This window comes from Micrococcus sp. 2A (assembly GCF_039519235.1).
Taxonomy (GTDB): Bacteria; Actinomycetota; Actinomycetes; order Actinomycetales; family Micrococcaceae; genus Micrococcus.
Window position 1 is genome coordinate 789,583 of the sequence record NZ_CP154351.1, and the last position, 13,903, is coordinate 803,485.

Below are 13,903 nucleotides of genomic sequence, written 5' to 3' on the forward strand. Positions count from 1 at the left end.
CCCGCCCGGCGTCCAGGACCGCCTCGCCCGGCGCGGGGCGGTCCCGGGCGCCGATGGCAAATCGCGTCCACCATGTGACTACAATCACATTTCAGACGCGCCCTGACGCCGCCCACCCCCGCCGCGCAGGACGCCTCCACCCTCGCCCCTCACCTGGGGCGACGTATGGAAGGCTGAGTTCATGACCCTGGTGCACCCCACCCCCGTGGAGCACGGCTCCACCGATCCCGCCGCCGGCCACACCCCCCTCGAGGACGGGCACGCGTCCGCGGGCGCGACGCTGCAGGTGCTCGACGCCGAGGGGACCCGCGTCCCCTCGCCGGAGCTCGATCCGTGGCTGGAGGACGTGGACGCCGCCGTCCTCGCGGACCTCTTCCGCAGCATGACCGTGGTGCGCCGGCTGGACACGGAGGCCACCCACCTGCAGCGCCAGGGTGAACTCGCCCTGTGGCCCCCGCTGCTGGGCCAGGAGGCGTCCCAGGTGGGCTCGGCCGCCGCCCTGCGCGCGGACGACTTCGTCTTCCCCTCGTATCGCGAGAACGGCGTGGCCCTGCTGCGCGGCGTCCCCGCCCTGGACCTGCTGCGCGTGTGGCGGGGATCCACGTTCTCCGGCTGGGATCCCAAGACCACCGGCGTGGCCACCCAGCAGATCATCATCGGCGCCCAGGCGCTGCACGCCGTCGGCTACGCGATGGGCGTCCAGCGCGACCAGGCCGACGCCGCCACGATCGTCTACTTCGGCGACGGCGCCACGAGCCAGGGCGACGTGAACGAGGCCATGGTCTTCAGCGCGACCTACCAGTCGCCCGTCGTGTTCTTCTGCCAGAACAACCACTGGGCCATCTCCGAGCCCGTGGGGCTGCAGGCCCGTCGGAACATCGCGGACCGCCCGTGGGGCTTCGGCATCCCCGCCCTGCGCGTGGACGGCAACGACGTCCTCGCGGTGCTGGCGGCCACGCGCCAGGCTGTGGCCCGCGCGGCCGAGGGCGGCGGCCCCACCTTCATCGAGGCGGTCACCTACCGCATGGGCCCGCACACGACCGCGGACGACCCCACGCGCTACCAGGACCCCGAGGTGCTCGAGGCCTGGCGCGCCCGCGACCCCCTGGCGCGTGTCGAGGCGCACCTGGCCTCGCTCGGCGAGGACGTGGACGCGATCCGCGCCGAGGCCCAGGCGGCCGCCGACGAGCTGGCCGCGGAGGTCCGCCGCGCGCTCGAGGGACTCGTGGAGGACGGGCCGGACACGATGTTCTCGGAGGTGTACGCGGAGCCGCACCAGGAGCTGGAGCGCCAGCACCGGGACCACGGGCTGTTCCTAGCCCAGTTCGACGACGAGGAGGCAGGCGCATGAGCGAGCGCATGACGTTCGGCCGCGCGATCAACCGCGGCCTCCACCGGGCCCTGGCGGAGGACCCCAAGGTCCTGCTCATGGGCGAGGACATCGGCGCGCTCGGCGGTGTCTTCCGGATCACGGACGGGCTCCAGGAGGAGTTCGGCAGGGACCGCGTGCTGGACACCCCGCTCGCCGAGTCCGGGATCGTCGGCACGGCCGTGGGCCTGGCGATGCGCGGCTACCGGCCCGTCGTCGAGATCCAGTTCGACGGCTTCGTGTACCCGGCCTTCGACCAGATCGTGGCGAACCTGGCCAAGCTGCGGGCCCGTACCCGGGGCGCCGTGCCCATGCCGGTGACCGTCCGCATCCCCTTCGGCGGCGGCATCGGCTCGCCCGAGCACCACTCCGAGTCGCCCGAGGCGTACTTCCTGCACACCGCGGGCCTGCGCGTGGTCTCCCCGTCCTCTCCGCAGGACGGGTACGACATGATCCGCGGCGCCATCGCCTCGGACGACCCGGTCATCTACCTCGAGCCCAAGCGCCGCTACCACGACAAGGGCGAGGTGGACGTGGACGCCGCCGTCCCGCCGCTGAGCCCCGCGCGCATCCTGCGCCCCGGCTCCGACGTCACGCTCGTCTCGTACGGACCGCTCGTGAAGACGGCCCTGCAGGCCGCCGAGGTGGCCGCCGAGGAGGGCGTGGACGTGGAGGTCGTGGACCTGCGCAGCCTCTCGCCGATCGACACGGGCCTGGTGGAGTCCTCGGTGCGCCGCACCGGCCGGCTCGTGGTGGCCCACGAGGCCTCCCGCACGGGCGGTCTGGGCGCGGAGCTCGTGGCCACCGTGGCCGAGCGCGCGTTCCACTGGCTCGAGGCTCCGCCGGTGCGCGTCACCGGCATGGACGTCCCGTACCCGCCGGCCAAGCTCGAGCACCTGCACCTGCCGGACCTCGACCGCATCCTCGACGGCGTGGACCGCGCGATGGGCCGGCCCAACTCGCTGGACTCCGTGGACGCGTTCGCCGCCCCGCAGACCGCAGAGCAGTTCCTCGCCGCGCACGCCGCCGGCGCCGACGGGGAGGAGACCCGATGAGCCAGAAGACGTTCCGCCTGCCCGACCTGGGCGAGGGCCTGACCGAGTCCGACATCGCCATGTGGCGCGTCGCCGTCGGCGACGCGGTCACCGTCAATCAGACCCTCGCCGAGGTCGAGACGGCCAAGGCCGTCGTCGAGGTCTCGAGCCCCTTGGCCGGCGTCGTGGCCCAGCTGCACGCCGAGGAGGGCGCCACCGTCGAGGTGGGCGCCCCGCTCGTCACCTTCACGGTGGAGGGCGCCGGGGATGATCCCGCAGGCTCCGTCGGCGACGGCGGCCGGGTGCCCACGCTCGTGGGCTACGGCGCCGCGCCCGACGCCGGCAAGCCGGGTCGGCGCGTCCGCCGCGGTGCGGGTCCGTCCACCGCGGTCGAGTCGGCCCCCGTCGCCGGCCCCGAGGAGGCCCCCGACGCCCCGGGCGAGGCGCCGGCGCTCGCCGCGGAGACGGAGCCCATCGCCCCGGCCGTCGAGCGCGGCACGGGGGAGCGCCCCCGGTGCACCCCGCCGGTGCGCCTGTTCGCCAAGCGCAGCGGGGTCGACCTGACGTCCCTGACCGGCTCGGGGGCCGGCGGGGTGATCACCCGCGAGGACGTCGAGGCGTTCCTGCGGGCCGCCCAGCCTGCGGCCGCCGAGCCCGCGGCCGCGTCGTCCGCGCCGTCGTCCGCTGGCGATGCGACCGGCTCCGTGCGCACCCTGGGCGGGCGTCCGCGCGAGGTGGACGTCCCCGTCAAGGGCGTGCGCAAGGCGACCGCGGCGGCCATGGTGCAGTCGGCGTTCACCGCGCCGCACGTCACCGAGTTCCTCCAGGTGGACGTGACCGAGACCCTCGAGCTGCTGGCCGAGCTCAAGGCCGACCGCGCGTTCCGCGACGTCAAGCTCACCCCCATGACGCTCACCGCCCGAGCCTGCCTGCTGGCCATGGAGCGCACCCCGGACGTCAACGCGCGCTGGGACGAGGCGCGCGGCGTGATCGTGCAGCAGAACGCCGTGAACCTCGGCTTCGCCGCCGCGACGCCCCGCGGGCTCATGGTGCCCAACGTCAAGGACGCCCAGGCCATGGACCTCAGGGCCCTGGGCCAGGCGATCGCCGGGCTGACGTCGACGGCGCGCGAGGGCGCGCTGGGTCCGGCCGAGCTGACGGGCGGCACGTTCACCATCACCAACGTCGGCGTGTTCGGCGTGGACACCGGCACCCCCATCATCAACCCGGGGGAGGCGGCCATCCTGTGCCTCGGCGCCGTGCGCCGCATGCCGTGGGAGCACCGCGGGGAGATCGCGCTGCGCGACGTCGTCACGCTCTCGCTCTCCTTCGACCACCGCCTCGTGGACGGCGAGCAGGGCTCGCGCTTCCTCGCCGACGTCGGTGCGATGCTGCGCCGGCCCGGGATGACCCTGGCGATGGTCTGACGCTCAGGCGTGGGCCGCGACGGCGGCCCATGCCATCGCGATCAGGGTCGCCCGACGCGCGGCCCGGTCCGCGGGCGTGCGGCGCACGGAGCGCGGCGTCGAGTTGAGCAGCCCGAGGACCGCCTGGGCCCGGAAGACCGCCGCGGCGGCGTCGTCGTCGGGGTGCAGCGCGGTGAGCTGCCGCGCCCACACGTCGATGTAGGCGCGCTGCGTGGCCGTGACCTCGGCGCGCTCGGCGGCGGGCAGCGCCCGCAGGTCCCGGTCCTGCACGCGGATCACGTCCCGGTTCTCCAGGGCGAAGTCGGCGTGGAAGGCGATGAGCGCGCGCAGCACGGTCTCGCCCGGGGCCTGCGTGCCCTCCGTGGCGAGCGCGCCCGCCAGGAGGTCGCGGCTGGCCGTCTCCAGGATCTCCCGGAGCACGGCGGCCTTGTTCGCGAAGTGCCGGTAGACGGCGGGCCCGCTGATCCCGCATGCCGCGCCGATGTCCTCGAGGCGCACCGCGTCGAACCCGCTCGCCGCGAACAGTCGGGCGGCCGCGGCCAACAGGTCCGCCCGGCGCCGAGCCTTCGCGGCCAGACGGGCCGTGGGGGCGGGTGCGTCGGCGCGGGGCGGGGCCGCGCCCGGGGTCTCGGCGGAGGGTGCGGCGGAGGGTGCTGCGGAGGGCATGCCTGCCACTCTAGGGCGAGCCCGACGGGGCCGTGACGGCGTTTGCGCCCGTGATCCTGATCACTACACTGGGGACAGGTTCAGTTAGTGATCATTCACTGGAAGGGGTCTCATGACCGCCGGTCCCACCGCGGAGGCATCGGCCGCGCCCGCCAGCGCCGCCGAGCGCCACGCCGCCGGCCATGCCCGCCTCGAGGCGGAGCTCGCCGAGCTCGTCGCCCGCACCGCGCTCGGCGGCTCCGAGTCCGCCCGCGCGCGGCACACCGGCCGCGGCAAGCTCCTGGTGCGGGACCGCATCGACGCGCTCCTCGACGAGGGCTCGCCGTTCCTCGAGATCGCCGCGCTCGCCGCGCACGGCGTGTACGGCGAGGACAGCCCGGCCGCCGCCGGCGTCGTGGCGGGCATCGGCCTGGTCCACGGCCGCGCCGTGATGGTGGTGGGCAACGACGCCACCGTGAAGGGCGGCACCTACTACCCGCTGACCGTGAAGAAGCACCTGCGTGCCCAGGAGATCGCCCTCGAGAACCACCTGCCCTGCCTCTACCTCGTGGACTCGGGCGGCGCGTTCCTGCCGAAGCAGGACGAGGTGTTCCCGGACCGGGAGCACTTCGGCCGGATCTTCCGCAACCAGGCACTGCTCTCCTCGCGCCGGATCCCGCAGCTCGCGGCCGTGTGCGGCTCCTCCACCGCGGGCGGCGCGTACGTGCCCGCCATGTGCGACGAGACCGTGATCGTCCGCGAGCAGGGCACCATCTTCCTCGGAGGCCCGCCCCTCGTGAAGGCCGCGATCGGCGAGGACGTCACCCCCGAGGACCTCGGCGGCGGGCGCCTGCACGCCGAGCGCTCGGGCGTGGCGGACCACCTGGCCGACGACGACGTCCACGCCATGCAGCTGCTGCGGGACATCGTGGCCACCCTGCCCGCGCCGGCCCGCCCCGCGTGGGAGGTGCACCCCTCCCTCGAGCCCGCGAAGGACCCGGGGGAGCTGACCTCCGTCGTGCCGGTGGACGTCAACGCCCCGTACGACGTGCACGAGGTGATCGACCGCCTCGTGGACGCCGACTCGGTGCACGAGTTCAAGCCGCTCTACGGCACCACGCTCGTCACCGCCTTCGCTCGCATCGACGGCCACCCCGTGGGCATCCTGGCCAACAACGGCATCCTCTTCGGCGACTCGGCCCGCAAGGGCGCGCACTTCATCGAGCTGTGCGACCAGCGCGGCATCCCGCTGCTGTTCCTCCAGAACATCTCCGGCTTCATGGTGGGCCGGGACGCGGAGGCCGGCGGCATCGCCCGCGACGGCGCGAAGATGGTCACCGCCGTCGCCACGTGTCGCGTGCCCAAGCTGACCGTGGTGATCGGCGGCTCGTTCGGCGCCGGCAACTATGCGATGTGCGGCCGCGCCTACTCCCCGCGGTTCCTCTGGATGTGGCCCAACGCCCGCATCTCCGTGATGGGCGGGCCGCAGGCCTCCGCCGTGCTGACCCAGGTCAAGCAGGACCAGCGCGCCGCGAAGGGGGAGGAGCCGATGACCGCCGAGGAGGTCGAGGCCTTCCAGGCCCCCGTGCGGCAGCAGTACGACGAGCAGGGCAGCCCCCTCTACTCCACGGCCCGCCTGTGGGACGACGGCATCATCACCCCCGAACAGACCCGCCGCGTGCTCGCCATGGCCCTCGACGTCATCTCCCGAGCCCCCCTGCCGGACGCCCGCTTCGGCCTCTTCCGGATGTGAGCCTGGCCATGACCCAGACCCCCGCCGAGGGCCCCGCCCTCTTCGACACCGTCCTCGTGGCCAACCGCGGCGAGATCGCCGTGCGCGTGATCCGCACCCTGCGCCGCCTCGGCATCCGCTCCGTGGCGGTGTTCTCCGACGCCGACGCCGGCGCCCGCCACGTGCGCGAGGCGGACCTCGCCGTCCGCCTCGGCCCGGCCCCCGCCCGCGAGTCCTACCTGGACGTGGACGCGGTGGTGGCGGCCGCCGTCCGGACCGGGGCGCAGGCCGTGCACCCCGGCTACGGGTTCCTCTCCGAGAACGCGGACTTCGCCCGGGCGCTCGAGGCGGCCGGCGTCGTCTTCGTGGGCCCGCCCGTGGCGTCGCTGGACGCGATGGCGGACAAGATCCGCGCCAAGGAGAACGTCTCGGCGCGGGACGTGCCGGTGGTGCCGGGCATCGCCGACCCCACGCTCACCGACGATCAGATCGTGGCCGAGGCGCAGCGCGTCGGCTTCCCGCTGCTGATCAAGCCCTCCGCGGGCGGCGGCGGCAAGGGGATGGTGGCCGTGCACGCCGCGGACGAGCTGCCGGCCGCGCTGGCCTCCGCCCGCCGCACCGCGCGCTCCGCGTTCGGGAACGACACCCTCCTGCTCGAGCGGCTCATCACCGCCCCGCGGCACATCGAGGTGCAGGTCTTCGCGGACACCCACGGGCGCACCGTGCACCTGGGGGAGCGGGAGTGCTCCCTGCAGCGCCGCCACCAGAAGGTGATCGAGGAGGCGCCCGCGCCCCTGCTCACCGGCCTGGCGCACGGCGCCGAGCTGCGCGCCCGTCTCGGCAGGGCCGCCGTGGACGCCGCGGAGTCCGTGGGCTACGTGGGGGCCGGCACCGTGGAGTTCCTCGTCTCGGACGAGGACCCGGACGAGTTCTTCTTCATGGAGATGAACACCCGTCTGCAGGTGGAGCACCCCGTGTCCGAGGAGGTCGTGCGGGTGCGCGGCGAGCGCGTGGACTTCGTGGAGCTGCAGCTGTGGATCGCCGCCGGACAGGACCTGGGCTTCGGCCAGGAGGACGTCACCCTGGAGGGGGCGGCCGCCGAGGCCCGCGTCTACGCCGAGGACCCCGCGCACGGGTTCCTCCCCGCCGCCGGGCCCGTGCTGCTGTGGGAGCCGCCGCGGGGGGAGGGGGTCCGCGTGGACACCCTGCTCTTCCCGCCGGACTCCGAGGACGACGCCCCCGGCCGGTCCGAGGGCCCGGACCAGCCCGAGGTCACCGGTCACTACGACCCCATGGTCGCCAAGGTGATCGCCTCCGGCGCGGACCGCCCCCAGGCACTGGACCGCCTCGAGGCGGCGCTCGCGGAGTCGGTGCTGTTCGGGGTCACGAGCAACCTGGCGTGGCTGCGGGACCTCGTGGCGCGCGACGACGTCCGGGCCGGCCGCCTGAGGACCTCCCTGATCGACGAGGCACCGGCATGGGAGGCCCCCGCCCCCCGCGCGGAGGTCTGGGACGCGGCCGGCGCCGCCTTCGCCCCGGAGGCCCTCACCTCCGCGCTGACGGTCCAGGGGATCGACGAGGCGACCCTGGCCGCGTCCGGTCTGCGGGTGCAGCCGGCCGGCGCCTGGCACCGCCAGGACGCCTGGCGCGCCGCGGGCGCCCCCGCCCCCGCGCTGCCTCTGCGCTGGGAGGACCTCTCCGTGCTGTGGCGCGGGCCCGGGCCGGTGGCCCCGGAGGACGGGCCGTCCGCGCAGGACGGGGCGGAGTCCGGGCACGCGGGCGGTCGATCTCTGCGCCACCCCGCGGACCCGGACGCCGCGTGGGTCCACTCCGGCGGGCACACCTGGCGAATCGAGCGGCTGGGCCGCGCCGAGCGCGTGGCGGCGTCGCGCGCCGCGGCCGCCGCGCGTCGTGCCCCCGCCGGCGGCGGTTCCCCGGAGGCCCGGGCTCCCATGCCGGGCACCGTCGTCGCGGTGTCCGTGTCCACCGGCGAGCACGTCGAGGCCGGCGCCGAGCTGGCCGTCCTCGAGGCCATGAAGATGGAGCACCCCGTCACCGCGGGCGTCGCCGGCGTCGTCACCGTCCACGTCCGTCCCGGCGAGTCCGTGCCCGCGCGCGGGCTGGTTGCCACCGTCACCCCTCACACCCCCGGCACCGCCGATGTGCCCACCACCTCTGGAGAGTCCGCATGAGCACCAAGCACCGCACCCTGCCCGCCCTCGAGGAGGACTACCAGGTCCTCTCCGACACCGTCCGTGAGTTCGCGGACGAGGTCGTGGCCCCCGTCTCCGCCGAGCTCGACGCCCGGCACGAGTTCCCGTACGAGATCGTGAAGCAGATGGGCGAGATGGGCTTGTTCGGCCTGCCCTTCCCCGAGGAGTTCGGCGGCATGGGCGGCGACTACTTCGCCCTCGCCCTCGCGCTCGAGCAGCTCGGCCGCGTCAACCAGTCGGTGGCCATCACCCTCGAGGCGGGCGTCTCCCTCGGCGCGATGCCGCTGCTGAAGTTCGGCACCCAGGAGCAGAAGGAGCGCTGGCTGCCCAGCCTCGTGGCGGGCGAGAACCTGGCCGGCTTCGGCCTCACCGAGCCCGGCGCGGGCTCCGACGCCGGCGGCACCCAGACCACGGCGGTGCTCGAGGACGGCACGTGGCGCATCAACGGCGCCAAGGAGTTCATCACCAACTCCGGCACGGACATCACGAGCCTCGTCACCGTCACCGCGGTGACCGGCACGGTGGAGGGCAAGACCGGCCCCGACGGCCGCCCCGCGAAGGAGATCTCCACGATCCTCGTGCCCGCCGGCACCGAGGGCTTCACCGTGGCCAAGCCGTACGACAAGGTCGGCTGGAACTCCTCCGACACCCACGCCCTGCACTTCACCGACGTGCGCGTCCCCGAGGAGAACCTGCTCGGCACCCGCGGCCGCGGCTTCGCGAACTTCCTCGAGATCCTCGACGAGGGCCGCATCGCCATCGCCGCGCTCGCCACGGGTGTGGCCCAGGGCTGCGTCGACGAGTCGGTCGCCTACGCGAAGCAGCGCACCTCGTTCGGCCAGAGGATCGGCACGTTCCAGGCCGTCTCCTTCAAGATCGCCCGCATGCAGGCCCGCGCCCACGCCGCGCGCCTGGCCTACTACGAGGCGGCGCAGAAGATGCTGGCCGGCAAGCCGTTCAAGACCGAGGCCGCCATGGCGAAGATGATCGCCGGCGAGGCGGCCATGGACAACGCCCGCGACGCCACCCAGGTGTTCGGCGGCTACGGCTTCATGAACGAGACCCTCGTGGCCCGCCACTACCGCGACTCCAAGATCCTCGAGGTCGGCGAGGGCACCACCGAGGTGCAGCTCATGCTGATCGCGCGCGACCTGGGGCTGTGACGGTGGCGGAGACCCCCGAGCCGGGCGCGGAGAACACAGGGCCCGAGGTCATCGAGCAGCGCGGGCGCTACGCGGACGAGCTCGCGGTGGGCCAGGTGTACCTGCACCGGCCCGGCCGCACGCTCACGGAGGCGGACAACGTCCTCTTCACCACGCTGACGATGAACCCGCAGGCGCTGCACCTGGACCACGCATACGCGGCCGCGCAGCCCTTCGGGAAGCCGCTCGTGAACTCCATGCTCACGCTGTCCACGCTTGTGGGCCTCGCCGTCGGGCAGACGACGCAGGGCACGCTCGTGGCGCAGCTCGGGCTGGGGGAGATCGCCTTCCCGCACCCCGTGTTCCACGGGGACACCCTCTACGGGCGCTCGGAGGTCACCGCGGTCCGGGAGTCCTCCTCGCGACCGGGCCAGCGCATCGTCACCTTCCAGATGACGGGGGAGAACCAGCACGGCGACGTCGTCGTGCGGGCCCAGCGCACCTGCCTCATGTGGACGGCGTCGGCCCACGCCGAGGCGAAGGCGAAGCAGGGCTCCATGGAGACCCGGGCATGAGCGCCCCCACGGCGGCCGGGCCCCTGGCCCTCGGCCCGGCCGTGATGTTCACGCCGGCGGACCGACCCGAGCGCTTCGCCAAGGCCCTCGACCGCGCCGACGCGGTGATCCTCGACCTCGAGGACGCCGTCACGCCGGCCTCCCGCCCGGCCGCCCGCGACGCCGTGCGAGCTGCCTGGGAAGGCCGGGCAACGGGCGGCACGGACGGCGGACCGCTCGCCGCGGACCGCGTCGTCGTGCGCGTGAACCCGGCGGGCACGCCGGACCACGCCGCGGACCTGGCGATGCTCGCGGAGACCGGGTGGCGCACGCTCATGCTCGCCAAGGCGGAGTCCGCCGCGCAGGTGGACGGCCTCGTGGCGGCGCTGGGGGAGGACGTGCGCGTCGTGGCCCTGTGCGAGACCGCGGCGGGCATCCTCGCCGCGCCCGCCCTCGCGGCGCACCCCCACGTGGGCGCGCTGATGTGGGGCGCGGAGGACCTCGTGGCGTCCATGGGCGGCACGTCCTCGCGCACGGCCGACGGCGCCTACCGCCCCGTCGTCCGGCACGCACGAGCGACCGTGCTGCTCGCCGCCGCCGCGCACGGCACGGCGGCGTGGGACGCGGTGTTCCTCGACCTGCAGGATCACGCGGGCCTCGCCGCGGAGGCCGAGGACGCCGTCGCGCTCGGGTGCGCGGCCACCGTGTGCCTCCACCCGGCGCAGGCCCCCGTGGTGCGTGAGGCCTACGCCCCGAGCGAGGAGGCGGTGGCCCGGGCCCGACGCGTGCTCGCGGCGGCCGAGGGGGCGCACGGCGCCTTCGGGCTGGACGGCACCATGGTGGACGAGGTGGTGCTCGCCCAGGCCCGGCTGACCCTCGGGCGGGTGCCGGCGGGGGACTGAACGGCTGTATACAGGAAGGGCGCCGCGGGAGGCATTCCGCGGCGCCGTCGCGTTCCAGCCGGCCTCAGTCCGCGCCGAGCTCCATGACGAGCTCGGTGATGACGGCGGCGCGGGCATTGGAGAAGACCTTCTCCTCGCCCACCACCTCGAACCCCCGGCGGGAGAGGACCTTGACGGTGCCCGCGTTGTCCTCGGCCACGTGGGCCCGCACGGGGCGGTGCGGGTACCCGCGCAGGAACTCGTCCACGGCCGAGGTGGTCAGCCCGAGGCCCCAGAACTCCTGCGCCGTCCAGAAGGAGAGCTCGGCGGCGTCGTCCTGCTCGGAGCAGATCAGCGCGCCCACGGCGCGGCCCTCGTGCTCGATGGTGTGCACCTGGACGCGGGGGTCGCGCAGCAGGGTGCCCCAGTGATGGTCGAAGACCCCGCGGTCGGCAGGGCTGCGGGGGGCGATTCCGGACATCTGGTTCGCGTCCTCGTCCTGCTGGTGCACGAAGAACTCGTCCAGGTCCTCGGGGCGGACGTCACGAAGGGGCACGGCGGTGGACCTCTCGGGTGAGCGGGCGGGCGGCGGCGGCCGCCCGCAGTCTTTCGGCAACGCTATCACCGGGGGAGTGGCAGGGGCCGTCGTCACAATCGGTCACGCACTGGCGTATGTATACAAAGTGGTTGACGCGCGGAGCATTCGCGGGAAAGGATGTGAGCGCCATCACACACCGCTCCGCCCGCTCTGCGGCCGGACGCCCGCCCCCTGAGGGAGCACCCATGTCACCCCACTCCGTCGCGCCACCGGCGCCGACCCCCGAGCAGTTCCGCGCGGCCCAGCAGTCCGAGGAGTTCACGGAGCTGCGCCGCACGTACCGCTCGTTCGCGTTCCCCATGACGGTCGCGTTCTTCGTCTGGTATCTGCTGTTCGTCATCCTGGGGGCGTTCTTCCCGCAGGTCATGGCCATCCGCCTCCACGACAACATCACGCTGGGCCTGGTCCTCGGCCTGCTGCAGTTCGTCACCACGTTCGCCATCACGGCGGCGTACGTCCGCTTCGCCAACCGCACCCTCGACCCGCGCTCCACGGCGCTGCGCGAGCGCCTCGAGCGCGAGGCGGGCTCCCACGCGGCCGACCCCACGGAGGAGATCCGATGAGCACCCTCGCCCCCCTCCTGGCCGCGGAGGCCGTCGGCAACCCGATGGTCAACATCGGCATCTTCGCGGCGTTCGTCGTCGTCACCCTCGTCGTCGTGATCCGGGCCTCCAAGACCTCGGGCTCCTCGGCGGACTTCTACGCGGGAGGCCGAGGCTTCTCCGGCACCCAGAACGGCACCGCCATCGCGGGCGACTATCTCTCGGCGGCCTCGTTCCTCGGCATCGTCGGCGCGATCGCCCTCTACGGCTACGACGGCTTCCTGTACTCGATCGGCTTCCTCGTGGCGTGGCTCGTCGCCCTGCTCCTCGTGGCGGAGCTGCTGCGCAACACAGGCAAGTTCACGATGGCCGACGTGCTCTCGTTCCGCCTGCGCCAGAAGCCGGTGCGCATCGCCGCCGCCTTCGGCACCATGGCCGTCTGCCTCTTCTACCTCCTGGCCCAGATGGCCGGCGCGGGCGGCCTCGTCGCCCTGCTGCTCAACATCACGGACAGGGGCGGCCAGGCGCTCGTGATCGTGATCGTGGGCGTGCTCATGATCGCCTATGTCCTCATCGGCGGCATGAAGGGCACCACCTACGTCCAGATCATCAAGGCGATCCTGCTCATCCTCGGCGCGGGCGTCATGACCGTGTGGGCGCTCGCCCTCTTCGGCTTCGACTTCAACGCGATGCTCGGCCGGGCCGTCGAGCTCAACCCCAAGGGTGAGGCCATCCTCGAGCCGGGCCTGCAGTACGGCAAGGACTTCACCACGCGCCTGGACTTCGTCTCCCTGGGCCTCGCGCTCGTCCTCGGCACCGCCGGCCTGCCGCACGTCCTGATGCGCTTCTACACCGTGCCCACGGCCAAGGAGGCCCGCAAGTCGGTGGTGTGGGCGATCGTGCTCATCGGCGCCTTCTACCTCTTCACCCTGGTGCTGGGCTACGGCGCCGGTGCACTGATCGGCCCCGAGCGCATCCTCGCCGCCCCCGGCGGCGTGAACTCGGCGGCCCCGCTGCTGGCGTTCGAGCTCGGCGGGTCGATCCTGCTCGGGCTGATCTCGGCGGTCGCCTTCGCGACGATCCTCGCGGTAGTCGCCGGCCTCGCCCTCACGGCGGCGGCGTCCTTCACGCACGACGTGTGGGGCCCCGTGATCGCGAAGAAGCCCCTGTCCTCGGAGGATGAGGTGCGCATCGGCAAGATCACCGTGGTGGTCATCGGCATCCTCGCCATCCTCGGCGGCATCGGCGCCCAGGGCCAGAACGTCGCGTTCCTCGTGGCGCTCGCCTTCGCCGTGGCCGCCTCGGCGAACCTCCCGACCATCCTGTACTCCCTGTTCTGGAAGGGCTTCACCACGCGCGGCGCCCTCTGGTCCATGTACGGCGGCCTGCTCTCCGCGATCGTCCTGATCGTGTTCTCCCCGGTCATGTCCGGCAACCCGGCCGCCATGATCCCGAGCGCGGACTTCGTGCTCTTCCCGCTGAAGAACCCGGGCGTCGTCTCGATCCCGCTGGCCTTCTTCCTCGGCTGGCTCGGCTCCGTGACGTCTTCGCGCGCCGAGGACCCGGGCAAGCAGGCCGAGATGGAGGTCCGCTCCCTCACCGGCATCGGCGCCGAGAAGGCCGTGAGCCACTGACGCCGCGGGCATCCGCCCACCCCTGACGACGGCGGGGCCGCACCTTCACGGGTGCGGTCCCGCCGTCGTCGTCCCCGGCATCCCGGCACTCCACCGTCCCGCCCTCCTCCCAGCCGCCGCTGGCATGATGGC

The 13,903-nt window shown here is 73.8% G+C and carries 12 protein-coding genes; 10 read left to right on the forward strand and 2 right to left on the reverse strand.

Annotation, left to right across the window (positions count from 1 at the left end; translation table 11 throughout):
• Positions 1–181 precede the first annotated feature (181 nt).
• From AAG742_RS03685 to AAG742_RS03695, 3 genes are read left to right on the forward strand one after another with little or no spacing between them, the layout of a single operon-like run.
• On the forward strand, positions 182–1,351 hold the full coding sequence (locus AAG742_RS03685; protein ID WP_298714642.1) for a thiamine pyrophosphate-dependent enzyme: 1,170 nt from the start codon (positions 182–184) through the stop codon (positions 1,349–1,351).
• On the forward strand, positions 1,348–2,424 hold the full coding sequence (locus tag AAG742_RS03690; RefSeq protein ID WP_248115284.1) for an alpha-ketoacid dehydrogenase subunit beta: 1,077 nt from the start codon (positions 1,348–1,350) through the stop codon (positions 2,422–2,424). The genes AAG742_RS03685 and AAG742_RS03690 overlap by 4 nt, the downstream gene beginning before the upstream one ends.
• The gene (locus tag AAG742_RS03695) at positions 2,421–3,830 is read left to right on the forward strand and encodes a dihydrolipoamide acetyltransferase family protein (RefSeq protein ID WP_298714645.1); all 1,410 of its coding nucleotides are present in this window, start codon (positions 2,421–2,423) and stop codon (positions 3,828–3,830) included. The genes AAG742_RS03690 and AAG742_RS03695 overlap by 4 nt, the downstream gene beginning before the upstream one ends.
• A 3-nt stretch (positions 3,831–3,833) precedes the next feature.
• On the opposite strand, the gene AAG742_RS03700 is transcribed toward AAG742_RS03695, so the two are convergent.
• Entirely contained in the window at positions 3,834–4,496 is a 663-nt protein-coding gene (locus tag AAG742_RS03700) for a TetR/AcrR family transcriptional regulator (protein ID WP_298714651.1), read from the reverse strand.
• A 112-nt stretch (positions 4,497–4,608) separates the two neighbouring features.
• Here AAG742_RS03700 and AAG742_RS03705 point away from each other — a divergent pair, with 112 nt between their 5' ends.
• The 5 genes from AAG742_RS03705 to AAG742_RS03725 are packed head-to-tail and all read left to right on the forward strand — an operon-like array spanning position 4,609 to position 11,018.
• Positions 4,609–6,228, forward strand: coding sequence for a carboxyl transferase domain-containing protein (locus AAG742_RS03705; RefSeq protein ID WP_298714656.1), 1,620 nt, complete (start codon positions 4,609–4,611; stop codon positions 6,226–6,228).
• Positions 6,229–6,236: 8 nt separating this feature from the next.
• Entirely contained in the window at positions 6,237–8,399 is a 2,163-nt protein-coding gene (locus AAG742_RS03710; RefSeq protein WP_298714659.1) for a biotin carboxylase N-terminal domain-containing protein, read from the forward strand.
• Positions 8,396–9,583 carry an acyl-CoA dehydrogenase family protein gene (locus tag AAG742_RS03715; RefSeq protein WP_298714661.1) on the forward strand — a complete coding sequence of 396 codons (1,188 nt, stop codon included), beginning with the start codon at positions 8,396–8,398 and terminating at the stop codon, positions 9,581–9,583. The genes AAG742_RS03710 and AAG742_RS03715 overlap by 4 nt, the downstream gene beginning before the upstream one ends.
• Positions 9,584–9,585: 2 nt before the next feature.
• A complete protein-coding gene (locus AAG742_RS03720; RefSeq protein WP_298714664.1) occupies positions 9,586–10,137 on the forward strand; it encodes a MaoC family dehydratase in 552 nt (183 codons plus the stop codon).
• Positions 10,134–11,018, forward strand: a complete 885-nt coding sequence (locus AAG742_RS03725; protein WP_298714667.1) for a CoA ester lyase — start codon at positions 10,134–10,136, stop codon at positions 11,016–11,018. The genes AAG742_RS03720 and AAG742_RS03725 overlap by 4 nt, the downstream gene beginning before the upstream one ends.
• Positions 11,019–11,082: 64 nt before the next feature.
• Here AAG742_RS03725 and AAG742_RS03730 read toward each other — a convergent pair whose 3' ends face one another.
• The gene (locus tag AAG742_RS03730; protein WP_298714670.1) at positions 11,083–11,553 is read right to left on the reverse strand and encodes a GNAT family N-acetyltransferase; all 471 of its coding nucleotides are present in this window, start codon (positions 11,551–11,553) and stop codon (positions 11,083–11,085) included.
• 227 nt (positions 11,554–11,780) lie between these two features.
• Here AAG742_RS03730 and AAG742_RS03735 point away from each other — a divergent pair, with 227 nt between their 5' ends.
• Together AAG742_RS03735 and AAG742_RS03740 are read left to right on the forward strand one after the other, a co-directional pair.
• Positions 11,781–12,158 (forward strand): DUF485 domain-containing protein, encoded by a 378-nt coding sequence (locus tag AAG742_RS03735; RefSeq protein WP_248115275.1) that lies wholly within the window; start codon positions 11,781–11,783, stop codon positions 12,156–12,158.
• Positions 12,155–13,771, forward strand: a complete 1,617-nt coding sequence (locus AAG742_RS03740) for a cation acetate symporter (RefSeq protein WP_298714673.1) — start codon at positions 12,155–12,157, stop codon at positions 13,769–13,771. Before AAG742_RS03735 ends, AAG742_RS03740 begins: the two co-directional genes overlap by 4 nt.
• Positions 13,772–13,903 lie beyond the last annotated feature (132 nt).